24 protein-coding genes and 1 riboswitch are annotated in these 21,850 nt (G+C 36.1%); of the genes, 1 reads left to right on the forward strand and 23 read right to left on the reverse strand.

The features are described 5' to 3' along the window. Positions 1 to 67: 67 nt before the first annotated feature. Genes dprA through AC6UC9_RS02935 form a run of 8 tightly spaced genes read right to left on the reverse strand, consistent with a single transcriptional unit; the run spans position 68 to position 7,492 of the window. Positions 68 to 940: a DNA-processing protein DprA gene (gene dprA, locus AC6UC9_RS02900; protein WP_500701085.1), complete on the reverse strand. Its 873-nt coding sequence runs from the start codon at positions 938 to 940 to the stop codon at positions 68 to 70. A 38-nt stretch (positions 941 to 978) separates the two neighbouring features. Beyond that, complete coding sequence (gene rnhB / locus AC6UC9_RS02905) at positions 979 to 1,743, reverse strand: ribonuclease HII (RefSeq protein ID WP_500701086.1); 765 nt, start codon at positions 1,741 to 1,743, stop codon at positions 979 to 981. Then, entirely contained in the window at positions 1,733 to 2,608 is an 876-nt protein-coding gene (ylqF, locus tag AC6UC9_RS02910) for a ribosome biogenesis GTPase YlqF (RefSeq protein ID WP_500701087.1), read from the reverse strand. Before ylqF ends, rnhB begins: the two co-directional genes overlap by 11 nt. Positions 2,609 to 2,625: 17 nt before the next feature. Beyond that, on the reverse strand, positions 2,626 to 2,847 hold the full coding sequence (locus tag AC6UC9_RS02915) for a YozE family protein (protein ID WP_500693772.1): 222 nt from the start codon (positions 2,845 to 2,847) through the stop codon (positions 2,626 to 2,628). An 11-nt stretch (positions 2,848 to 2,858) separates the two neighbouring features. Next, positions 2,859 to 3,353 (reverse strand): dihydrofolate reductase, encoded by a 495-nt coding sequence (locus tag AC6UC9_RS02920; protein WP_500701088.1) that lies wholly within the window; start codon positions 3,351 to 3,353, stop codon positions 2,859 to 2,861. A 9-nt stretch (positions 3,354 to 3,362) separates the two neighbouring features. Next, entirely contained in the window at positions 3,363 to 4,313 is a 951-nt protein-coding gene (locus AC6UC9_RS02925) for a thymidylate synthase (RefSeq protein WP_500701089.1), read from the reverse strand. A gap of 30 nt (positions 4,314 to 4,343) precedes the next feature. Beyond that, positions 4,344 to 6,263, reverse strand: coding sequence for an ABC-F family ATP-binding cassette domain-containing protein (locus tag AC6UC9_RS02930; protein WP_500701090.1), 1,920 nt, complete (start codon positions 6,261 to 6,263; stop codon positions 4,344 to 4,346). A 20-nt stretch (positions 6,264 to 6,283) separates the two neighbouring features. Further along, entirely contained in the window at positions 6,284 to 7,492 is a 1,209-nt protein-coding gene (locus AC6UC9_RS02935) for a CCA tRNA nucleotidyltransferase (RefSeq protein WP_500701091.1), read from the reverse strand. Positions 7,493 to 7,606: 114 nt separating this feature from the next. On the opposite strand from AC6UC9_RS02935, the gene AC6UC9_RS02940 reads away from it, so the two are divergent. Continuing rightward, entirely contained in the window at positions 7,607 to 8,425 is an 819-nt protein-coding gene (locus AC6UC9_RS02940) for a site-specific integrase (protein WP_500701092.1), read from the forward strand. A gap of 38 nt (positions 8,426 to 8,463) precedes the next feature. On the opposite strand, the gene AC6UC9_RS02945 is transcribed toward AC6UC9_RS02940, so the two are convergent. The 15 genes from AC6UC9_RS02945 to AC6UC9_RS03015 form a co-directional block, all read right to left on the reverse strand. Then, positions 8,464 to 9,729 carry a tetratricopeptide repeat protein gene (locus AC6UC9_RS02945; protein WP_500701093.1) on the reverse strand — a complete coding sequence of 422 codons (1,266 nt, stop codon included), beginning with the start codon at positions 9,727 to 9,729 and terminating at the stop codon, positions 8,464 to 8,466. A gap of 68 nt (positions 9,730 to 9,797) precedes the next feature. Further along, a complete protein-coding gene (gene hbs / locus AC6UC9_RS02950) occupies positions 9,798 to 10,073 on the reverse strand; it encodes a non-specific DNA-binding protein Hbs (protein ID WP_010021419.1) in 276 nt (91 codons plus the stop codon). A gap of 209 nt (positions 10,074 to 10,282) precedes the next feature. Then, positions 10,283 to 11,590 (reverse strand): ribosome biogenesis GTPase Der, encoded by a 1,308-nt coding sequence (der, locus tag AC6UC9_RS02955; RefSeq protein WP_500701094.1) that lies wholly within the window; start codon positions 11,588 to 11,590, stop codon positions 10,283 to 10,285. 65 nt (positions 11,591 to 11,655) lie between these two features. Continuing rightward, the gene (gene rpsA, locus AC6UC9_RS02960) at positions 11,656 to 12,876 is read right to left on the reverse strand and encodes a 30S ribosomal protein S1 (RefSeq protein WP_500696669.1); all 1,221 of its coding nucleotides are present in this window, start codon (positions 12,874 to 12,876) and stop codon (positions 11,656 to 11,658) included. A gap of 64 nt (positions 12,877 to 12,940) precedes the next feature. Continuing rightward, positions 12,941 to 13,642, reverse strand: coding sequence for a (d)CMP kinase (gene cmk / locus AC6UC9_RS02965; protein WP_500696668.1), 702 nt, complete (start codon positions 13,640 to 13,642; stop codon positions 12,941 to 12,943). A gap of 30 nt (positions 13,643 to 13,672) precedes the next feature. Then, positions 13,673 to 14,335, reverse strand: a complete 663-nt coding sequence (locus AC6UC9_RS02970; protein ID WP_500696667.1) for a LysM peptidoglycan-binding domain-containing protein — start codon at positions 14,333 to 14,335, stop codon at positions 13,673 to 13,675. A gap of 58 nt (positions 14,336 to 14,393) precedes the next feature. Further along, on the reverse strand, positions 14,394 to 15,821 hold the full coding sequence (locus tag AC6UC9_RS02975) for a RecQ family ATP-dependent DNA helicase (RefSeq protein ID WP_500696666.1): 1,428 nt from the start codon (positions 15,819 to 15,821) through the stop codon (positions 14,394 to 14,396). After that, complete coding sequence (locus tag AC6UC9_RS02980; protein WP_500701095.1) at positions 15,799 to 16,881, reverse strand: helix-turn-helix domain-containing protein; 1,083 nt, start codon at positions 16,879 to 16,881, stop codon at positions 15,799 to 15,801. The genes AC6UC9_RS02975 and AC6UC9_RS02980 overlap by 23 nt, the downstream gene beginning before the upstream one ends. Then, positions 16,878 to 17,522 (reverse strand): ECF transporter S component, encoded by a 645-nt coding sequence (locus tag AC6UC9_RS02985; RefSeq protein ID WP_500696664.1) that lies wholly within the window; start codon positions 17,520 to 17,522, stop codon positions 16,878 to 16,880. The genes AC6UC9_RS02980 and AC6UC9_RS02985 overlap by 4 nt, the downstream gene beginning before the upstream one ends. Next, a riboswitch (FMN riboswitch) is annotated at positions 17,517 to 17,637 on the reverse strand. It overlaps the preceding gene by 6 nt. A 6-nt stretch (positions 17,638 to 17,643) precedes the next feature. Next, the gene (locus AC6UC9_RS02990) at positions 17,644 to 18,369 is read right to left on the reverse strand and encodes a pseudouridine synthase (protein WP_500701096.1); all 726 of its coding nucleotides are present in this window, start codon (positions 18,367 to 18,369) and stop codon (positions 17,644 to 17,646) included. Then, the gene (gene scpB, locus AC6UC9_RS02995; protein WP_500701097.1) at positions 18,362 to 18,934 is read right to left on the reverse strand and encodes an SMC-Scp complex subunit ScpB; all 573 of its coding nucleotides are present in this window, start codon (positions 18,932 to 18,934) and stop codon (positions 18,362 to 18,364) included. The genes AC6UC9_RS02990 and scpB overlap by 8 nt, the downstream gene beginning before the upstream one ends. Further along, on the reverse strand, positions 18,934 to 19,656 hold the full coding sequence (locus tag AC6UC9_RS03000; RefSeq protein ID WP_500701098.1) for a segregation and condensation protein A: 723 nt from the start codon (positions 19,654 to 19,656) through the stop codon (positions 18,934 to 18,936). Before AC6UC9_RS03000 ends, scpB begins: the two co-directional genes overlap by 1 nt. Next, complete coding sequence (locus AC6UC9_RS03005) at positions 19,625 to 20,005, reverse strand: riboflavin biosynthesis protein RibT (protein WP_500693789.1); 381 nt, start codon at positions 20,003 to 20,005, stop codon at positions 19,625 to 19,627. The genes AC6UC9_RS03000 and AC6UC9_RS03005 overlap by 32 nt, the downstream gene beginning before the upstream one ends. Before the next feature lie 42 nt (positions 20,006 to 20,047). After that, on the reverse strand, positions 20,048 to 20,935 hold the full coding sequence (gene xerD, locus AC6UC9_RS03010; RefSeq protein ID WP_500693790.1) for a site-specific tyrosine recombinase XerD: 888 nt from the start codon (positions 20,933 to 20,935) through the stop codon (positions 20,048 to 20,050). 6 nt (positions 20,936 to 20,941) lie between these two features. After that, the gene (locus AC6UC9_RS03015) at positions 20,942 to 21,811 is read right to left on the reverse strand and encodes a CvfB family protein (protein WP_500693791.1); all 870 of its coding nucleotides are present in this window, start codon (positions 21,809 to 21,811) and stop codon (positions 20,942 to 20,944) included. Between the last annotated feature and the right edge of the window lie 39 nt (positions 21,812 to 21,850).

Here is a 21,850-nt window from a genome sequence, read left to right on the forward strand (position 1 = left end):
TCTTCATTAATACATGATAATTTCCGTTTAAATTTCTTCCATATCATATTGCAGTTTTAAAGACCTGTCAAACTAAAGAATCTTCCAAAACATCATTATCACTCAAACAAGGACGTGCTCCAGAAGCAATTAGTTGATTACAACCCTTAGAAAGTGGAGAAGTAATATTACCTGGTATGGCAAGGACATCCCGATTTTCGGTCAAAGCCAAACTAGCAGTAATTAAACTTCCTGACCTTTGCTTTGCCTCAACAACAATTAATTTTTCGCAAAGACCAGCAATGATGCGATTTCGTTCCACAAAATGGTATTTTAAGGGTTTACTTCCTAATGGATACTCACTGATAACCAGGTTGGTTCTCATCAAATTATCCTGAAGCTGCGTACATTCAGCGGGATAAAAACGGTCGAGGCCTGTTCCAATCACCGCAATGGTACGGCCATCATGTGCTAAAGCGCACTGATGACTTAAACAATCAACTCCCTTAGCCAGACCAGACACAATCGTAAACTTTTTAAGTACTGGACGTGTAATAATTTCCTTAATTGCTGCAATTGAATAATTTGTACACTGTCGTGCACCTACCACAGAAATCGAACGTGTTGTAAGCAACGACACATCTCCAACGTAAAAAAGCACAATTGGCGCACAATAAATATCAGCAAGTTGTTCAGGATAACCATCATCAAGAATGGTCATCCAATGACACTTTTGGTTCAAACGAAAAGATCGCTCTAACTCACTACTTAAAAATGAATTCTTAAACTTCGTTGTCTGCAAATGATGACGTTTTAATAGATTGATTAATTCACCTTCAACCTCAGATAAAGACATGTTTTCAACTGAAGTCCCCTTAACCCACCGTGCAAGAATTGCTTCTCCTTTAATCCCAATCCCATGACATAACTTGATTCTAAGCAATAATTTCCGTTTATCCATTTTCTACCTCCTGGTTTGTCTATGGATAAATACGTAAATTAATGATTGATTGTTTTTAATACTGGTGAAAAAGTCTTGCGATGAATTGGGGTCGGACCAAGTTCATTTAAAGCTCGTAAATGTTCTTTTGTCCCATAACCCGCATTCCGTTCGAATCCATATCCAGGATACTTACGAGCATATTCATTCATTAAGTCGTCTCGAAAAACCTTAGCAAGAATACTAGCAGCAGAAACACTAACTGATTTTGAGTCTCCCTTAATCAACCTAGTCTGCGGGATACTGTCATCAATTGTCATGGCGTCCACAATAATATGACCTGGCTGTGGATCTAACTTACTAATTACGTTTTTCATGGCAATTCTAGTTGCTTCATAAATATTGACTTGATCAATCATCTGACTTGAAACTGCAAAACAGTTGTAAGTAATCGCTTCTTTTTTGATTTTTGGAACTAGTTCCCGTCTTTTTTCATCACTTAATTTTTTGGAATCATTGACGTCAATAAGATCAAAGTCAACTGGTAAAATTGCCGCACCAGCGACTACTGGACCAGCAAGCGGCCCTCTGCCAACTTCATCAACGCCCGCAATATACTTCACCCCGCGTTGCCATATTTCTTTTTCATATTTAAATCTGGTTAAAAAGTCACGTTTTTTCTCGGCCTGGGTATTAATTCGCTTCAACGTTCTCTTAATAATTCTTTGAACTCCAATTCGTGGATCATCCCCAAAGCGGACAAAAAGCGGATCACTAACATCATCAACGTTAGCAAACCGCTCAGAAATTTCTCTAATCGTCATTACCATGCTCATTTCTTTCCACCAGTTCAAGGGAATCTAACGTAAAACGTCCTATTTTCCCTTTTTGAACGTCATTAATAATCCTGACACTGGCCCGATCGTAATCGTCTTTCATTCCAACTTTTTCAGTAATTTTAAGTAATAAATCAACGTCACTTAAGTTTAAATCGGACGGACCCAAATGATAACGTTTCAAGATCTCGTTGCTGTGGTGACTACGAAAAAAATGAAGCGCAAATAAAGCAATATCATCAGGATGATAAATACTCTCCTTAATTGCTCCCGTTAACGCTAATTTATCAGCAATCTCTTGATTTTGAAACTTTGGCCACAATATTCCGGGAGTATCCAATAATTCCATCGTTTTACTGGAGGTTAACCATTGTTGACCCTTAGTTACTCCCGGACGATTGCCAACCGCTGCTGATCTTTTACTAACTAACTGATTCAACAAAGTTGACTTGCCTACGTTCGGAACTCCCACACAGATAGCTTTAATGATGTCTTTCTTTAGGCCCTTTGCTTGCGATTGCTCTAACTTATCCTTCAGAACTTTCCGAGCAGCAGTCTCAATCTTATTTCTGACCCCACGTGATTTTGAATCGATTGAGATGGCCGATAATCCCGTACTATTAAAGTAATCTAACCATTCTTTAGTCATCTTTGGATCAGCTAAATCAGATTTAGTTAAAATAAACAAGCGTGGTTTACTACCTGATACTCGCTTAATCTCTGGATTAATCGATGAATACGGAATCCTTGCATCAACCAATTCAAAAATAATATCAACAACGTGGACATTTTCCTCAAACTGACGAATAGCTTTCGCCATGTGTCCAGGAAACCATTGTATATTACTTCCCATTTACTGCTCCTTTATCGTTAATCGAGGTAGGCAAGATACTCTTTCCATGCATCATCAAAAATTGTCATGGATGGTAAATAACCAGCATTTTCCTCCAAGTACTTAGAAAGCCTTTCAAAATTATCCTCTTGCTTTGGAAATAATTGATCAAAGAACGCATTATTAGCAAACTCCGCAATCGGATCGGAACTCCCTGGATGTCTTCTAGTCATTAAAAATTCATAAAAACTTTTTCTCAATTTCTTACCTCTTATTTCTTACGCTTAAATATCTCAAAAGTATGCGGATAAACATTATGTTCATCAACTTTTCCAGAAATCTTCTTTTCTAATTCAAATTGAGAATAATCAATATCAATCATTTTAACATCCCCATCAAAATCATGATTGATACTAGTGCGATACAGATAATCAACAAACGGCAACAAATCTTCAAATACAGACGTTCCACCAACCACAAAAATTATTTCATTAGGGTATCTTTTTGCATACTTCAAAAATTCATCAACCGTTTTAAAGGTCACAACCCCACTCGGAAAATCACTCTGCGGGCGGTGAGTCAAAACCAAATTTTTGCGTCTTGGTAATGGTCTTTTAAAACTATCATACGTGGTTCTACCAGCTAGAATTTGATGATCGATCGTATTACGTTTAAAAAATTGCATGTCATCCGGCAAGTGCCAGGGTAATTTACCATCTTTTCCAATGACATGTCCACTTGATTCTGCCCAAATATAAGCTAACATAATAATCTCCTATACTGCCACTGACGCTTTAATTGGCTTGTCGTGGTGATAATCAACCACCTTAATATCATCCATATCATAATCAAAAATACTTTCCTTATTGGGATTTAGCCATAGATGTGGAGCTGGGTGTGGCTTTCTCGTTAACTGCTCTTTGACTTGATCAATGTGATTACTGTAAATATGAGCATCACCCAACGTATGGACAAAGTCACCAGGAATTAATCCGACCTCTTTGGCAATTAAACTAGTAAGTAAAGCATAACTTGCGATATTAAATGGAACTCCCAAAAAAATATCACCACTACGCTGATACAATTGGCAACTTAACTTGCCATCGTTTACGTAAAACTGAAACATTACATGACAAGGTGGAAGAGCCATACCAGGAATATCTTCTGGATTCCAAGCACTCACAATCATTCTTCTGGAATCAGGATTAGTTTTAATGGTATTAATAACATTTCTAATCTGGTCAATGGCCTTACCATTGCTCGTTTTCCAGTTACGCCATTGGCTTCCGTAAACCAAGCCTAGATCGCCATATTTTTTGGCAAAATCATCGTCATTTAAAACTCGTTCACAAAATATTTTCTTCTGCTTTTGGTATTCTTCATTAAATTCGGGATCACTTTGTGAACGCAAACCAAAATTAGTCATATCTGGTCCATGATATTCATCAGAATTAATCCATTTTTCAAACGCCCATTCATCCCAAATATGATTATTATGTTTAAGTAAATAACGAATGTTAGTATCACCCCGCAAAAACCAGAGTAATTCTGATTTAATCAACCGAAAGGGAACCGCCTTAGTGGTTAAAAGTGGAAAGCCGTCCTGTAAGTTAAAACGCATTTGATAACCAAAGGTACTAATAGTTCCGGTACCAGTTCGATCTGATTTTTTGTGACCATTATCTAAAACGTAACGTTCTAGATTTAAATATGCATCCTCTAACATTTTAATCTCTTCCTTTTTTAATAAAAACAACTACTCATCAACGTACTGGCTCAAATATTCCCATCGGTTCATTAATTGATCCGATTTCTGATTTAATTCATCAAGATTTCGTTGTAACTCTGCTAACTTATCGTAATCCGAACTATTTTCTTGCATCTGTTTTTTTACATCTTTAGTCTGGCGATCTAAAGAATTAATCTTGCCATCGATCTTATCCCACTCAATTCTTTCAGCATACGTTAACTTGGTTTTCGATTTCGTGCTTTTTTTCTCGGAAGTGCTATCTTTAGCTTCATCTAATCGGCTATTGGTTTGGCTCTTACTATCATGATGAACCTGTTTCCTTTGCATTTTCATTTTTTGTAGATAATCAGTAAATTGACCAGTATAACGCTCAATTTTAGCATTCCCATCAAAAATCAATAATCGATCAGCTACTTTATCAAGAAAGTAACGATCATGAGATACTGTAATCGTTGTCCCATTAAAGTGCTTGATGTAATCCTCTAAAACCGTTAAGGTCCCAATATCGAGATTATTAGTTGGCTCATCAAGAAGAAGCACATTTGGTTGCTCCATCAATAATTTCAGTAAATAAAGGCGCCTTTTTTCTCCACCTGAAAGCTTGCGGATCAAAGTTCCATGCATAAATTTAGGAAAAAGGAACTGTTCTAATAAATTAGTAACGCTAACCTTATTTCCATCCTTATCAACCACATTTTCACCGATATCAGTTAAATAACTAATAACACGTTTGTCTTCCGGGATTTTCTCCATTTTTTGTGTATAATATGCCATTTTAACGGTTTCACCAATATCAATGGTACCGGACTGAAGTGGAAGCTTTCCAGCAATTACATTTAAAAAGCTTGATTTCCCGGCACCATTTTCACCACTAATTCCGATTCGTTCACCATTTTGAATTAACATGCTGAAATCTCTTAGAATTGGCTTATGAGCAATTGTTAAGTTAGCGTGTTTAATGTCAATCACTTTTTTACCAAGCCGTTTTTGACCCATTGTGATATCGACATCTTCATCGATTGGATTGCCCTGATCAACATCAGCTTTTAAATCGTTAAATCGATTAATTCGTGCTTGTTGCTTAGTGGAACGAGCTTTAGCGCCTTTTTTCATCCACTTTAACTCTTGTTTGTAAAGCCGTTGCTGCTTATGAGAGGCAGCCTCTTGCTCTTCATCAAGTTCAGCCTTCCTCTGGACATAATCTTGATAATTACCGGGATACTTATAAAGTTTACCAAATGATAATTCCCATATTTGATTAGCAATTTGATCCAAAAAATAACGATCATGGGTAACAAATACTAAAGCTCCCTTGTATTTACTCAAAAACCGTTCCAACCAGTCAATCGAGTCAAAATCCAAGTGATTGGTAGGTTCATCTAATAAAAGTAAATCAGGTGACTGAATTAAAACCTGAGCTAATCCAACTCGTTTCTGCTGGCCACCCGACATGCTACCCACCTTTTGATCTAAATCGGTAATTTTCAGTTGATTAAGGATGTTTTTAACGTTCACTTCCGCCGTCCAGGCATCCTCTTCATTCATTTTTGCTTCTGCATTCTCAAACTTTTTTTCAAAATCTGAATTTTCTGGATGCTTAGAGTAATTTTTAAGTGCATGTTCATAGGATCTGATGATTTTAAAAATCTTTTGATCACCAGCAAAAACAGCGTCAATAACGGTTAGGTTTTCATCTAAATCTGGAACCTGCTTTAGGTATCCAATTGTGTACGACTTAGAAGTGGTAATTGTCCCATTAACATCATGATCAATTCCAGAAATAGTGTTTAAAAGGGACGATTTACCACTTCCATTCGTTCCAATTAATCCAATTCGGTCATGTTCATTGATAATAAAGTCAAGATTTTTAAATAAAGTCTTTTCACCATACGTCTTCGTCAAGTTTTCTGCTTTTAATGTTTGCACAATATCTGCTCCAATTATTTTTAATCATTATTTATTTGCTTCGATGCAGAAAGTAGTGAATCTGAATCATTTTTAATTTGGCCACTTATAACGGAACGTTCCAGTTGATTAAGAACATTTCCTAATAATGGACCTGGTTTAAAACCTCTATCAATCAACATTTTACCGTTAATTTTTAGTTCACTTTTACTTTTAATCGGAAGGCGATCATATTCATTTTCTATTTGGCCAATATTGACTACCTTACCTAAGGTCATGGCTACTTGACATGCGTTATCAAGATTGATGCGACCAACTTTATACGACGTTACTGGATCTAAAACATCACTTACAATCTTGTAAGTTGCTTTAACCGTTAATTTAACGTTCTCGGTTAACCTATTTGATCCCTTCCAACTCTTCATCAGATGTCCAATCTGTTCACTATTTAATTCGCACTGACATGCAATTAAGGACCAGACCTGAACTTCGTTATTAATGTATTCTGAAATGGGACGTGACCCTAACCTAGCTATTTCAGAAACATAATCACCCAAGACGGGAACATACTTAATTAAATTCGTTTGGATCATCTGTTTAAGCCCCTTGCCAGGAGCCATCCCTAGCATCATCTTTACAAATTCCACGTTAATTCGTTCCACAGCAATCTTTTTTAATAGATAACTATGTTTACTAATCGCGTTAAAAGTGTTCTTTTCAATTGCAAAATCCAGTTTACTAGCAAAGCGAACAGCACGCATCATTCGTAAAGCATCCTCATTAAAACGTTGTTCTGGATCTCCAACAGCCTTAATTAGATGATTTCTTAAATCATTTAAGCCACCAAACAAGTCAATGATTTCACCATTTTCTTTCATGGCAAGCGCATTAATAGTAAAATCACGACGCTTTAAATCATCTTCAAGTGATCGAACAAAGGTAACTTGATCGGGACGCCGATAATCTTGGTATCCTGATTCAGTCCGAAACGTCGTGATTTCATAAGATCGACCATCATGCACCACCGTGACGGTTCCGTGTTCAATCCCAGTATCAATTGTCTTCTTGAAAATGGTTTTAATTTCTTCAGGATACGCACTACTTGCGATATCAACGTCATGAATTGGTGCATGCAAAATAGTGTCACGGACTGATCCGCCAACAAAATAAGCTTGAAATCCCGATTCTTCAATTGTCTGAAGAACCCTTCTAGCATCATCAAATTCACTTGGTAAGTTGTCTATTTTCATGATCCACACACCTTCACTGATTTCATTCTACCAAAATTATCATATAAAAGTTAGGCTTGTGTCTGGTTCTTGTGTTATGATTAAGTTAAAGTAACTTATTACAGGAGACAAATCATGAGTAACAATTATCCATATCAAGATCATTTTGAACGTTATCTAAGAAAAAAAGAACTCTCAAATGTAACCATTCGAGAGTATTCCAAAACCTTATCGGATCTTTTTAATTATTTATCTAATTTTAACGTGGGATACCAAGCGGATCACCGAGTTAGTCAAATCTTTGATCGAGACATCGAGCAATATCTAGATATGATCATTTCTAAGCGTAATAACGGAAACAATACCTATAACAAGGTTTTATCTCAGATCAACGTCTACTTTAAATTCTTATTTAACAACCACCTTAATACTCATCTTCCTACAATTAACATTAAAAGTAAGGAAAAAAACGAACATAATTCATACATTACCAAGTGGATCTATTCTTTATCAACTATCCTCGAAGATCCTGAGGTTCACTACTACACTAGAATGACGCTGTTACTTATCAGTAAGGGATACCAATCTTCAGAGTTTCTCTTGCCTGGCTTTTATCATGAATTAAACCACGTTGAATTTTCACCTGAAGAAAAATCCTTTTTATCTAATTTTCAAAAATTTGTTACCCCGCTTCAAATTCGTCATCATTCAAAGGACCTCTTTTTAAAGCAAAGAATCGCTCCAGACTGCCATATTACATCTGCAGGTCTTCACAAATACTTAAAGCCAGATAGTGAATACCTAGCAATGAATCTTAATCCCAAATCACTATACCAAGCATTCGTCGTTAACTACCTCAATCAACATCCAAATGATAGTGACAAAACTCTTGCACAGGATTTAAGAATGGATCCAGCGTCACTAATCTATTATCAAAAATTAGCACAAAAATAAGGATCAGAGTATCAAATCCAACTCTGATCCTTATTTTGTTACTCGTAATCTTCTAAATCTTCAAGCATGTATGCCATTTCATCATCAGTCGGGACAAGTTTCACATAATGTTTTAACAATTTAATGGTTTCCTTAATTTGACCATTCTCTCTGAACAATAAAATCGCCTCACGTAAGAAATCAGGATTATCATCAAAGTACGGAAGAGCTCGCTCATAGTACTTTTGAGCATCATCATACTTTTCAAGATGAGCATAAGACACCGCCAAATTCCAGTAAATTTGTGGATCGGTTTCTTCTTCTTTTACGTATGGACTCAAAAAATCAACATTTTTTTGATATTCACCTTGCTTAACGTACAAATTAGATAACTTAATAACTAATTCCATGTTATCCGGATCAACCTGATGTCCCTTATTAAGATACTTCAGGGCTAGATCTTCTTTTGAAAGTTTAGCAGCAACGTCTGCGGCTTTAATGTCCATATTGACATTATACTGATCAACGCTCATACCCTCCTGATAAACCTTTAAAGCATTTTCAGGTTCATTCATTTGAATGTATGCTTCCCCTAAGTAAGGATACAGTGAGGCATACTGAGGATCCTCTTCTCGCAACTGCTTGAACATCTCAATCGCTTTAGCGTAGTTCTTCAACTGTAAGTAAGTAAAACCCGTTTCAAATTTGACGTCTGGCGTCATATCAATGGGCTTAATCTGTTCAAGGTATCCAATAGCCTGTTCAAAATGACCCGCATTAGCATATGCCACCCCTAACCTTTCAACCAAATTAACTGAAGAAATGTTCAAAACACCTTGTTTAATTATTCCCAAGTATATAGGAATGGCTTTATCAAATTGTCCGGTAGAAAAATACAATTCAGCCAGGGCAAATTTAATTACATTTTCGTCTGGATCAATTTTTTCAGCTTCAAGTAACTTTTGTTCACTAACGTTATACATTTCCTGAGTTTGATAAAGATCAGCTTCAACCATCAAAGCATTAACATAATTTGGGGAATCAGGTTTAATCTCACTTAAATAATTAAGCGCTTTATCAATCTTGCCTTCAGAAATCAAAATATCTGCAATACTTGTTCTTAACTCGTCTTCCTCAGGATATTTTTTTAAAAGATCTTTATATATATCAATCGATTCGTTTAAAAAACCTAATGAATAAAGTTCTTCTGCTAACGAATAAATCATATCATCACTATCATTTACCTTGGCTTTTTTGATGTCATCGTTAAATTGACTCATATCACCCTTTTTTAGGGCGTCTAAGGCTTGCTCTGAATAAGTCATTACACATGTCCTCCTACTAATAAAAAAACCAGTACGCATAAGCGCACTGGTTAAACCATTAAATAAAACTATTTAACAGCTTCCTTTAAAGCCTTACCGGGTTTAAAGGCAGGTACTTTACTTGCAGGGATTTGAATTTCTGCACCAGTTTGGGGGTTACGTCCCTTACGAGCGGCACGATTACGTACTTCGAAATTACCAAAACCGATCAATTGTACCTTTTCACCGTGAGTCAACTTGTCTTGGATTGAGTCAAAAACTGCATCCAAAGCTGCGGTGGCATCTTTCTTAGTTAAACCAGTTGCCTTTGCGACATCATTAACTAATTCTGCTTTGTTGGCCATGTGTATTCACCTCCTGAATAGATGTTTTTTATGTAAAAAACACCCAATAAGTTAAAGATTAAGCCAGGGGAAATGATGTACTACTACATCATTTCTAGTCTTAATTTAGCATAAGAATGGTGTCATTGCAACAAATAATGGAAGTATAATTAACATTTACTAAAAAAATTTTAATATAATTATGATTAGAAGGTTGTTACCATTACTCATTACTTTCGACGCCTTGCTATCAAGTGAATTGGTGTCCCAGCAAAGTCAAAATTTTTTCTAATTTGATTTTCCAAATAACGTTTGTACGAAAAATGAAGTAGTTCTGGATCATTTACAAACAAGACAATCGTTGGAGGTCCAACAGCAACCTGGGTAGCATAGTAAATCCGAAGTCGCTTCCCATTTCTGGTTGGTGTTGGAGTAATTGCGATTGAATCCATGATAACATCATTTAAGGTTGACGACTGGATTCGACGTTGATGGTTTTCGTTAACTCGTTTAATCAAGGATGGTAACTGACTAACATGTTGTTTGGTCGTTGCGGATACAAAAATAATGGGTGCGTAAGCCAAATACTGAAATTGCTCACGAATATCAGCTTCAAATTGTTGTTGCGAGTGATTATCCTTTTTTAAAGAGTCCCATTTATTAACGACAATGATGACACCCTTGCCAGCCTCGTGCGCATATCCAGCAACCCGCTTGTCTTGCTCTCTAATGCCTTCTTCTGCATTGAGAACCATCAATGTCACATCACTTCCATCAATTGCTCTCATAGCTCGCATTACGCTGTATTTCTCGGTCTTTTCATAAACCTTACCACGTTTCCGAATTCCTGCGGTATCAACAATGGTGTACTCTTGACCATCATTTTCAAACTTAGTGTCAATCGCATCGCGAGTAGTGCCAGCTACATTTGATACGATCACCCGATTCTCTCCTAAAATAGCATTGACAAGTGATGACTTGCCAACATTTGGTCGGCCAATCACACTAAATTTAATACTATCATCGTCAGTTTCGTTAGCATTTTCTGGGAAATTCTTAACAACAGCATCTAACAAATCCCCCAAACCAAGTCCGTGAGAGCCCGAAATGGGATATGGGTCACCAAACCCCAAAGCATAGAAATCATAAATGTCGGCCCGACTTTCGGGATTGTCAATTTTATTAACCGCCAATACAACTGGCGTATCAGATCGATACAATAATTGGGCCACTCTTTCATCAGCGTCAGTCATTCCTTGCTTACCATTTACCATAAATATAATTACATCAGCTTCATCAATCGCAATTTCTGCTTGATCAGTAATTTGCTTAATAAATGGTTCATCAGCAACTTCAATTCCACCAGTGTCGATCAAATTAAAATTGTGACCAAGCCAACTCCCATGAGCATAAATACGATCACGGGTCACTCCAGGAGTATCTTCAACAATTGAAATTCGTTCACCAGCAATTCGATTAAAAATTGTTGATTTACCAACGTTTGGTCTTCCAACAATTGCTACAGTAGGTTTTGCCATTTTATATCACCTCTTATTTTTGAGAATAAAAAAATCCTTCATAAATATGAAGGATAATTTTCTAATTACTCATTGTCATCATCATTTAATTCATTTCCAACAATGTCACCTAACGTAAAACCATTCTCTTCTTCAGGAGCATTATTAGTTGAATTATCACTCACATTTTTCTTTGGAGTTTTTTGATCATCTCTGGGGTCTTTTTCGAGAGCTTTCATTGACAATGCTAATCGATGTTCTTCAGGTTGAACGTCAAGGACTTTAACTTTAACGTCTTCGCCAGACTTCAAAACATCACTCGGCTTGTCAATATGCTTATGTGAAATTTGTGAAATGTGAACTAATCCTTCAACACCAGGGAAAACTTCAACAAAAGCACCAAAATCAACTAAGCGCTTAACTTTTCCATCAAGGACACTTCCCTTAGGAGCTTTTTCTTCAATGTCACTCCAAGGACCTGGTTGAGTTTGTTTAATTGATAATGAAATACGATTACGATCAGGATCAACTGAAAGAACTTTAACCTTAACCTCTTCGCCAACCTTCAAAACATCACTTGGTTTGTTAACATGTTCATAAGAAATTTCTGAAACGTGAACAAGTCCATCAATCCCACCAAGATCGACAAAGGCACCAAAGTTAGTCAAACGAGCAACTTTCCCTTCAACAACATCTCCGGGTTTTAGTGTGCTCATAATTCTATCACGAGCTTCTTTACGTTCTGCTTCAGCAATCGCTCTATGTGATAAAATCAAACGATTCTCTTCAGGGACAACTTCAATAATCTTAACTTCGAGTTCTTGACCTTTAAATTGATTTAAATCATCAACAAAGTGATCAGTAATCATGGAAGCTGGAATAAATCCACGAACTCCGTCAGCATTTACCACTAAACCACCTTTTACCGCACGAGTAACAGTAACTTTGATGGTGTCACCCTTATCAGATTTTTCCTTGATGTCATCCCAAACCTTGAGAGCCTCAAGTCTTCTGATTGAAAGAAGGTAACTTCCACCTTCCTTATCATCACCAATTCGAGATACAACAACAACCTTAACTTTGTCTCCAACTTTGTAGTTTGAAGTTGGGTTATCTTCCCTTTGTGCGGAAATTTCTTTCCTTGGAATAACTCCTTCAACACCAGCGCCTTCGATTCCCACGACTAATTGCTGGTCATCATCAATGGCCAAAATTTCACCATTAACAACATCACCAACGTTTACCTGCTTAATATTATCGAGAGCGGCTAATAAATCTTTGTTTGCATTAGTATCGTTTTCACTCATCAAACATTTCCTCCTTGCAACAACTCTAATTGCTATTTTATCTTAGTTGGAAATAAAATACCAGTTAATCGGCTTTATTATTTGAAAGTTGTTGAATTTTATTTTCGATTAATTGCGAAATTGCCGCAACCACGTCATCAATCGACATTGAAGTGGTATCAATTTCAAAAGCATCAGATGCTTTTTTTAATGGGGATATCTTTCGATGGGAATCCTTATAATCCCGTTCCTCAATATCTTTTTTAAGTTTATTGAGACTAACCGAAATTCCCTTTGCTTGATCCTCTTTATATCTCCGCTCAGCTCGCTCCGTAACACTGGCAATTAAAAAGACCTTTACATCTGCCTTTGGTAGAACCGTCGTGCCAATGTCTCTACCATCCATAACGATTCCACCATCTTTTGCCAAATCCTGTTGTCTTTTAACTAATTCGAAACGAATTGATCCAAGTGCTGAAACTGCTGAAACATTGCTAGTTACCTGAGGACTGCGAATATCATTTGTAACTTCTTTACCGTCAACAAAGACCTTTTGAACTGGATCACCCGGTTCAAAAGTAATCGTGGTTTTTTTTAAAAGATCAAGAAGGGTCTTCTCATCATTTAAATCTAATCCTAGTCTAATTGCTTTTAACGTAATTGATCGATACATTGCACCGGTATCACAATATATGTAATGAAATTTTTTTGCAACTAGTTTAGCTACCGTGCTTTTACCCGCTGAAGCAGGCCCATCGATTGCAACTTGTAAGCCGTTCTTACCCAAATGTAATCAATCCTTATCATTTATTTGTAATTATTTAACCCTTAAACTTTGTCCTGGATGAATCTGGCTGGATGAACTAAGTCCATTTAATTTTAATAACTGTTGCATACTAATACCCGCATTAGTAGCTACGCGATAAACTCCCTGACCTTTTTGAACCTTAACGTAATCATTACTACCAGCATTATCAGTGCCATTCGTTGTTTGGGCTGGTTTTTGTTGCTGCGAGTTATTAGCAGTAGATGATGAATCCCTACTTGGAGTCGTACTACTTTGGTTACTTCCCATTTCGTTTTGAACGGATGAAGATGAAGCCTCTTCAGATCCAGCACCAGATGAAACAGTATTATCATTTGTAGTATCCTCACTTTGAACACTACTTGAGTTTGCTTTCGGTTTCTTTGATTTCTGATCTTTATTCTTTTTGGGTTTTTCGTGGTGCATCTTACTACTCTGTGTCTTTTGACTGGCACTCCCATTTCCAACCGCACGTTCCTTAGAAAGCCCAAAAACAAGTGCAACAAGGGCAATAATTACAATAACAGAAACCAGCATAATCACGACTAATGAATTACTACGATGGTGCTTACGATACTCGGTTCTTGAAAGATTTCCATCTGGATCGGTATCATCTGAAAATGAATCATCCCATGGATCATTTTTTTTGTTATCTTTATGTTTGTCGTCCCTCATAAATACATCCCTCCAAAACTTCTATGGTGATTATATCATTTTTTGCGCCTAATTATTATTAAAAAAGTTTGTCCAAAATCTCATACCAAGTACCAGCTAAATTGGACTTTTCACTATTAACGTCTTTTAACAAACCAAGACTCATTAAATCAAACTTTTCACTTCCAAAGTCACAACAATCATCAGTGTGGTCATCAAAGTTCACATCAAATAAAGAAAGCAGAAGTTTTCGCCGACAGCCAGTATGATTAATGTACCGGACAACTTGCTTTAAACTTTGATCCTTTTTAAGGGTGACCTCAGAAAAAATCTGTTTGACGTCATCATTACCATACCCATGATTTAAATAGAACTGAAGGAGTCTCTTATTCTGCTCGCTCATTTTAGCTTTGGGATTTGAAAAGAAATTATCAATCTGTTGATCATTAGGAATGGACCTAACAATTAAGCTCTGTGCAATTTGTTCATCACCATTAGAGTAAAGTAACACTGCGATACTCTGTTTACCGTCTCTTCCAGCTCTGCCAATTTCTTGAACATAACTTTCCATATCAGTCGGCATATGATAATGGACTACAAATCGGATGTCTGATTTGTCAATCCCCATTCCAAAGGCGCTGGTTGCACAGATGACCTGAAGCTCATTATCCATAAATTGATGCTGAATCCGATACCGATCATCGTTACTAAGACCGGCATGATAAGCTGCCACTTTGATATCAGTTTGTTCTCTAAGTTTAAAAGCAACTTTTGAAGCCTTATCTCGGCTAGAGAAATAAATTATACCGGGATACTTGAGTTTCTCAATTAAATTAAAAAGATAGGCTTGCTTATCTTTTTCACTTGAACTTTTATGAACCGCAAGGAAAACGTTAGGCCGATCCACATTTTCAATTATTTCTTGAACGTCAGTTAACTTCAAATAATTAATGATATCTCTTTGAACTTTTTTTGAAGCAGTTGCCGTTAGCATTAGCGTTTGCGGATGTCCTAACGTACGAATCACCTGTCTTAATGACAGGTAATCAGGACGAAAATCAAGCCCCCACTTAGAGATACAATGTGCTTCATCAATCACCAATAAGCCAATTTTCAATTGCTTAATTCGGTTAAGCACATCAGAATTAGATAATAGTTCTGGAGAAACAAAAATATAACGAAACTGATCAAGATGATTCAATAGCCGGTGTCGCTTCGACCAATCGTTCATTGAATTTAAAGCACACACCCGCTTTTCTCCCATAAAGTTCATTCGACCAACCTGATCTTCCATAAGAGAAATAAGTGGCGAAACAATCACAACCGGCCGCTTAACTAAATACCCATATAACTGGTATATTAATGATTTACCTGCCCCAGTTGGCATGACTGAAAGAACATTTGCGCCATTTAATAGTGCAGAAATAGTCTTATCTTGACCAGGCTTAAAATCACTAAAGCCAAACTTGTTTTTTAATATTTGTTTAGCAAGTTTCATCTTGTTCATTATTAATTCCCTGTTTTGTCCGTTTGATTTCAAGTAATCTAAATTGAAAAAAACTAAACTGCTCTAAAGCATCAGTTGGTAATTGATGATAGTCCCAGTCATCGACGTCCGTTCCAAGTAGAATACGCCTAACTTTTCTTTCCATTTGAAGGGAAATGAAATTTCGATAAGGAAACTTGTCATAATCAACGTAAATTGCAACTTCCAGAAGATGTTCTAGGACAGTTGACTCTCGTAGATTTCGCAGTTGTTCAACCTTTTTTATATTACCCAATCGTTCATATTCATCAAAAGTCCTTTTAGCACTACCAGAAATTGGATTTTTGAAAAGACCATTAAGTAATGGAACCATTACAGATTGATCACTTTGCTCAACAAAGTTCGCCAATTTTGCATAATTGATAAAATCAGCAATATAACTTTTGACTAACGATTGGTTTAAATTATGTGCAATCTGCTGGATTGTGAATCCATTAGTACTAAATCCAACTAATCCTTGAGCAAATAAATCAGCGTCATTTAGATCGAGTAAGGATAAAAATCGTTTCAACTCTTTCTTTAAATCTGTGCCAACTTGCTTGCGATCAATCAGTCGATAATATTTTTTAATAAAATCTTTATTCACTCCATCAACATTGACTGGATAATAGTGTCTAACGTTATGGACATGCTCTGAGATAATCTGAACAAGCAACTGCAATCGTTGCTTAAAACTAACTAAATCAATCCTTTGAAAAGTATGTAATGAAAAAGAAAGATTAGAATCATCAATCATTTTAACTAATTCTGCTCTTTCTTTTTCTCCTTCAGACGTTAATTTAAACTGACCATGTTCAACTTCTTCCAGCAAGTTCGCACTAATCAGAGACTTAACATCTAATTCGTTTTTATTAAAATATCGTCCAACTCCAAGAAGGTCTAAAAGACCATATCTCATCGCCCAGTATAAGGTGGCTACCGTTTTCTTGCCTAACAGTAAGTTTTCAATTAATCGAGCCCTCCGTTTTTGGGTTGCACTAAAAACGAAAAGACCAAGAGCTTCATTTGTATTATTAATCATTTTTGATAAGATCGCTTATTAATCCATTTCTGCATTTGTTTTGCAATAATCACAAAAATCAGTCCAATCACAATACCTTTGATTAAGTTAAAGGGAACTACTCCGTAAAGAATCGTTTTGGCAAGCGAAAAATCTAACTTTAAATTTGTTAGTTTCACGTACAGTGGAGTACTAATGAACAAATTGGTAATACTCATGACAATTGTTAACGCCAGCGTTTCAACCAAAACAATCAAAAAGTCAATCCAGTGACTTTTAAATAAATATTTTCTCAAAAAGTAAAACACCAAAATCATTGTTAATGAGGCTAAAAGAGAGGTGGTCAACCCAATTAACTCAAGTGGTGAAAAACCCATCACCATCCAGTAAATAAATAGTTTAAGTATCACAGCTTCAATGGCTGCACCCGGTCCCAATAATAACAAACAAATCAAAATTGGAATATCCGAAAAATCCAATTTCAAATAACTCATGTATGGGATGATTGGAAATGAAATCAACATTAACAAAAATGAGATCGCACCAATCACGGCAGTTATAGTAATTCTTTTAATTCGATCGTTTTTAGCTATCATCACAATTCCTCCAATTAAACGTTCTTCAAAGTCAATTAGGGTAAATTGCGCCATAAAAAAACTCATCTTCTTTATACCAGACTTTACTGTCGGCAATGGGATTTCACCATCTCAACCAATTTTCATTGGGTAGTGGGCTGTAACCACCGATTGGGAATTTCACCCGACCTTGAAGACGTTTTATTAATTATTTAGTTAAAGCATACAAATCTCGTATTTCTCTTTTTCGGAGCCTACGAAACTCACCAGGTTGTAAGTTTTCTAAACCGATCCCAGCAAACTCTTCCCGTTTTAATTTTTCAACAGGATGACCAACTGCTTTCAGCATATCTTTAACTTCATGATTCTTACCCTCGTGAATCGTCAAACGTAGCGCCGAATTATTCTTTGAATTACCAGCCTTATAAATCACCTCGACTTCCGCGGGTGCACTCTTATACTTGCCATTAATTAAAACACCCTTTCGAATTTTATTCAACTCATTGTGATCGAGTTTCCCAATCACCTTAACTAAGTACGTCTTTTTTACTTCATATTTAGGATGAGTTAACTGGAAATCAAGCGTTCCGTCGTTAGTTAAAATAATTATCCCACTCGTATCATAATCTAATCGTCCAACCGGGTATATTCGTTCAGGAACCTTTTTAAAAAAGTTCAAAACGGTCTTTCGATCCCTTTCATCCCTCACAGAAGAAATTACCCCACGTGGCTTATACAGGGCAAAATATACTAGATCTTCTTTTCTTAACGATGTTCCATCCACCTCAATCTTATCAGTGGGTTCAACTTTTATCCCTAACTGATTAACAATCTTACCATTAACCTTCACATGTCCAGTAATAATGAGTTCCTCAGACTTTCGTCTCGAAGCCACCCCATCATGCGCCATAACTTTTTGTAATCTTTCACTCATCTTGCTGATCCTCCAATGGTTTCATTTTGTCATCAAACATCTGACCATAATCTTTTGGATCTCTTTCTGCATCTAAAGCTGGTAAATCATTAATGTTTTTAAGGTTAAAAGCGTTTAAAAAAAGGTCGGTAGTAACATATAGCTTAGGTTTGCCTGGTTCATCACGCTCACCCTTGATGGTAATTAAATTTTGTGCCAAAAGATTTCTAATTGAAATCAAACTATTTATGCCCCTTACCTCATCAACTTCAACGCGCGTTATTGGCTGTTTATACGCAATAATCGTAAGCGTCTCAAGTGCCGACTGCGTTAACAACTCTTCATCGGATTTAACAAACTTTTGAATTACTTTTGAATAATCCTTTTTAGTTGTCATATGGATAATGTTACCATTTTGTAAAATGCAGATGCCAAATCGATCACTTGAATAACGCTCACTCAACGAAGCAATACAGCTCCGAATGGTGGAATCATTTGCGGAAGTTAATTTTTTCAACCGTTCAATTGTCATTCCAGACTCTCCCGAAACATACAAGAGAGCTTCAATTTCTGCCATTAAATTCATTAATTAGATTTCCTTAATAAGATTTCTCCGTCATTACTGGTTTGCACAACCATAATACGATGATGTTTAACCATTTCCAAAAGTGCCAAAAAATCGGTCACTAATTCTTCTAAAGAAGAATTGGCCTCAAACAACTTGGAAAAATAGATTTCATGACTACTAGCTCCATTTATTCGTCTCATAATTACTTCACTTTGCTCATTAACGCTAAAATTCCATTCTGAAACTTGTTGAACTGGCGGTTTAGAAGTTAACTGATGTCGTTTAATGATCTTATTCCATGCTCGTTCCAGCAAGCTAATTTCAAACTCATTTTCACCAATTGCAATCTCCGACTTATTAAAAGAACGAATCCTAGAATGATAATGATTTCGTTCTACTTCTTTTTTTTGCAACTTTTTCGACGCTTTTTTATACCGATTATATTCAACCAACTGATCAACCAGATCGTCCCGTGGATCATCATCTAATTCATCATCAGTTTCTTTAGCTAACAACATTTTAGATTTAATTCGCATCAAATTAGCCGCCATTACAAAGAAATCACCAGCAATATCAAAATTTAAACGTTTCATTTTATTTAAATATTTAAAATATTGCTCAGTAATATCCTTAATGTCAATATCATAAATATCCATCTTTGCTTGTTTGATTAGATGCAGTAAAAGCTCTAGTGGACCATCAAAGTCATTAACGTGAATCTGTAGATTGTCTCTGTTCATGACTTAACTCCCATTTACTAATGACATCTTGCGTATTAAACGTTCCCATGATTTTTTTGTCAGGATATTCATTTTCAACACTATCAAGAATTCGAAATTCATTAAAAATATTGTTAGCATCTGGCGTAAGGGTAATCCTTCTAACAACCACGTTTTTCGGGTTGATTTCAACTCCTACAATTCCAGCCCAATTTCCAAATCGATCCTTCCAAAGAAAAATGTCACGATTGTCAGCATTTCGATACCAATTCATTTCTTCCACAAGATGTTTCGTTTTATCGTTACTTTTAGAAAGTGACAACATCCCCATCACAATCTTTTCATAATCATTTCGATACCTGAATAGCATCGACATCACCTCAATTACTTGCTGTCATTACTCCATCTCATTTTATGCTCTTGGATGATATTTATCATACACCTGACTTAACCGCTCGTGGGAAATATGAGTGTAAATTTGCGTCGTGGAAATATCAGAATGTCCAAGTAATTCCTGCACAGTTCTAAGATCGGCTCCATTTTCTAAAATGTGCGTTGCAAAAGAATGTCGTAATGTATGTGGAGTAACGTTCTTTTTAATGCCAGCTAAACTAACGTAACGTTTAATCTTTTCCCAAATGCTTTGTCGACTAATTCGTCCACCATGCGCATTCAAAAAAACGTACGGAGATGTCCGGTGCTTAAGTAACTGTAATCGACTATCATTTAAATACTTAAATAGCCAATTCTGAGCAACTTCTCCAATTGGAACAATTCGTTCCTTATCTCCCTTTCCGATGGTCTGAATCAGATTCATTTCTAAATGAAGATCAGATAACTTTAAATTAATCAATTCAGATACTCGAAGCCCAGTAGCATACATCACTTCTAAAATGGTTCGATCTCTTACCCCATACTTGGTGTTCACATCCGGCATTTTAAGTAATCGATCAACTTCATTAACGGATAAAACATCGGGTAAGTGCTTGCCCTTTTTAGGAGTATCAATCTTGTTCATGGGGTTCTTTTTAATCACCTTAAATTCCATTAAATATTGAAAAAATTTACGAAGCGTTGATACAAATCGAATGATTGTATTACGAGACTTACCACTATTTTTCATTGTTTCCATGTAATTTAAAATTGCATACTGGTCGACATCTTTAAACGAACTGATGTGATTTTTTTTTAAATCCAACTCAAATTCCCTTAAATCTTGTCGATAACTTTTAATGGTATTGTCAGATAATCCTCTTTCTACTAGTAAATAGTGGAGATAATCTTCAATTTGATCATTCACTTACTTTCATCTCGTTTCAGTTAATTTAATTCCATCTGGGGTTTCGGAAATAACATGAGCCTTTAATAAATGCCCCAGGGCTCGTTTAAACTGAGATTTGCTGATTCCAAAGTAATCCTTAATTACTTGAGGGTCACTTTTATCGTTATAAGGTAATTCATTATTAGGCTTATGCTCAAGAATTGTCTGAATCATCTTGGCGTCCTCACCAATCACTTCATAAGATCGTGGTCTAAGTGATAAATAAAGCGTTTTATTGGGTCGGATTCCAATAATCCTAGCGTTTACTTTCTCTCCTAGTCGTGGTTGTTCTTCCTCTTCTGATTTGTCAATGAACCCTAAATTATAGTGATCCGTTATTACTTGCGTTCCCATCAGTTTAGGGTTAATGACCCAAGCATTAACATCCCGATTTTTCAATTTTGGATCATTAACTGGTTGGGAAATCGCTTTATATATCTGAGGATCAGCTAATTTACCCCAGATTCGATTCTTACTATCCTTTTTTAAAGCAATTAAAAGTTGGTCACCAACTTCTGGCCATAATGACTTAATATCCGGCAAATCATCAAGAGAAACAGCAACATCCTTATCTGGTAAACCGATGTCAACAAAGATTCCCAATCCAAATTTAATTCCAACCACTTTTCCCCATGCATAGCTGTCAATTCCAACATCAGGAACGTTTCGCGTGATTTTCATTTGATGCTTTTCATTTTCGTAGACAAATCCCTTAAAATTTCCACCTAATTTAATTGGCTTTTTTAACTCGCCCTTGTTTAAAGAATAGGTAATTCCGTTATTTTGAATGAAATACTCCTTATCGTTTTCATCAGTGACTTTTCCCGTAATTACGGTTCCCAAATCTTCATTCATATTAATTCTCCATCCCAGTGCTTTTAATGAATATTATAC

Source organism: Fructilactobacillus sp. X7R4C1 (assembly GCF_059901115.1).

Excerpts from the sequence above, each read along its gene's own strand:
- dprA (WP_500701085.1), bottom strand. The coding sequence starts at position 940 with ATGGATAAACGGAAATTATTGCTTAGAATCAAGTTATGTCATGGGATT.
- rnhB (WP_500701086.1), bottom strand. The coding sequence starts at position 1,743 with ATGACGATTAGAGAAATTTCTGAGCGGTTTGCTAACGTTGATGATGTT.
- ylqF (WP_500701087.1), bottom strand. The coding sequence starts at position 2,608 with ATGGGAAGTAATATACAATGGTTTCCTGGACACATGGCGAAAGCTATT.
- AC6UC9_RS02920 (WP_500701088.1), bottom strand. The coding sequence starts at position 3,353 with ATGTTAGCTTATATTTGGGCAGAATCAAGTGGACATGTCATTGGAAAA.
- AC6UC9_RS02925 (WP_500701089.1), bottom strand. The coding sequence starts at position 4,313 with ATGTTAGAGGATGCATATTTAAATCTAGAACGTTACGTTTTAGATAAT.
- AC6UC9_RS02935 (WP_500701091.1), bottom strand. The coding sequence starts at position 7,492 with ATGAAAATAGACAACTTACCAAGTGAATTTGATGATGCTAGAAGGGTT.
- AC6UC9_RS02940 (WP_500701092.1), top strand. The coding sequence starts at position 7,607 with ATGAGTAACAATTATCCATATCAAGATCATTTTGAACGTTATCTAAGA.
- AC6UC9_RS02945 (WP_500701093.1), bottom strand. The coding sequence starts at position 9,729 with ATGACTTATTCAGAGCAAGCCTTAGACGCCCTAAAAAAGGGTGATATG.
- hbs (WP_010021419.1), bottom strand. The coding sequence starts at position 10,073 with ATGGCCAACAAAGCAGAATTAGTTAATGATGTCGCAAAGGCAACTGGT.
- der (WP_500701094.1), bottom strand. The coding sequence starts at position 11,590 with ATGGCAAAACCTACTGTAGCAATTGTTGGAAGACCAAACGTTGGTAAA.
- rpsA (WP_500696669.1), bottom strand. The coding sequence starts at position 12,876 with ATGAGTGAAAACGATACTAATGCAAACAAAGATTTATTAGCCGCTCTC.
- AC6UC9_RS02970 (WP_500696667.1), bottom strand. The coding sequence starts at position 14,335 with ATGAGGGACGACAAACATAAAGATAACAAAAAAAATGATCCATGGGAT.
- AC6UC9_RS02975 (WP_500696666.1), bottom strand. The coding sequence starts at position 15,821 with ATGAACAAGATGAAACTTGCTAAACAAATATTAAAAAACAAGTTTGGC.
- AC6UC9_RS02980 (WP_500701095.1), bottom strand. The coding sequence starts at position 16,881 with ATGATTAATAATACAAATGAAGCTCTTGGTCTTTTCGTTTTTAGTGCA.
- AC6UC9_RS02985 (WP_500696664.1), bottom strand. The coding sequence starts at position 17,522 with ATGAGTTTTTTTATGGCGCAATTTACCCTAATTGACTTTGAAGAACGT.
- AC6UC9_RS02990 (WP_500701096.1), bottom strand. The coding sequence starts at position 18,369 with ATGAGTGAAAGATTACAAAAAGTTATGGCGCATGATGGGGTGGCTTCG.
- scpB (WP_500701097.1), bottom strand. The coding sequence starts at position 18,934 with ATGAATTTAATGGCAGAAATTGAAGCTCTCTTGTATGTTTCGGGAGAG.
- AC6UC9_RS03000 (WP_500701098.1), bottom strand. The coding sequence starts at position 19,656 with ATGAACAGAGACAATCTACAGATTCACGTTAATGACTTTGATGGTCCA.
- AC6UC9_RS03005 (WP_500693789.1), bottom strand. The coding sequence starts at position 20,005 with ATGCTATTCAGGTATCGAAATGATTATGAAAAGATTGTGATGGGGATG.
- AC6UC9_RS03015 (WP_500693791.1), bottom strand. The coding sequence starts at position 21,811 with ATGAATGAAGATTTGGGAACCGTAATTACGGGAAAAGTCACTGATGAA.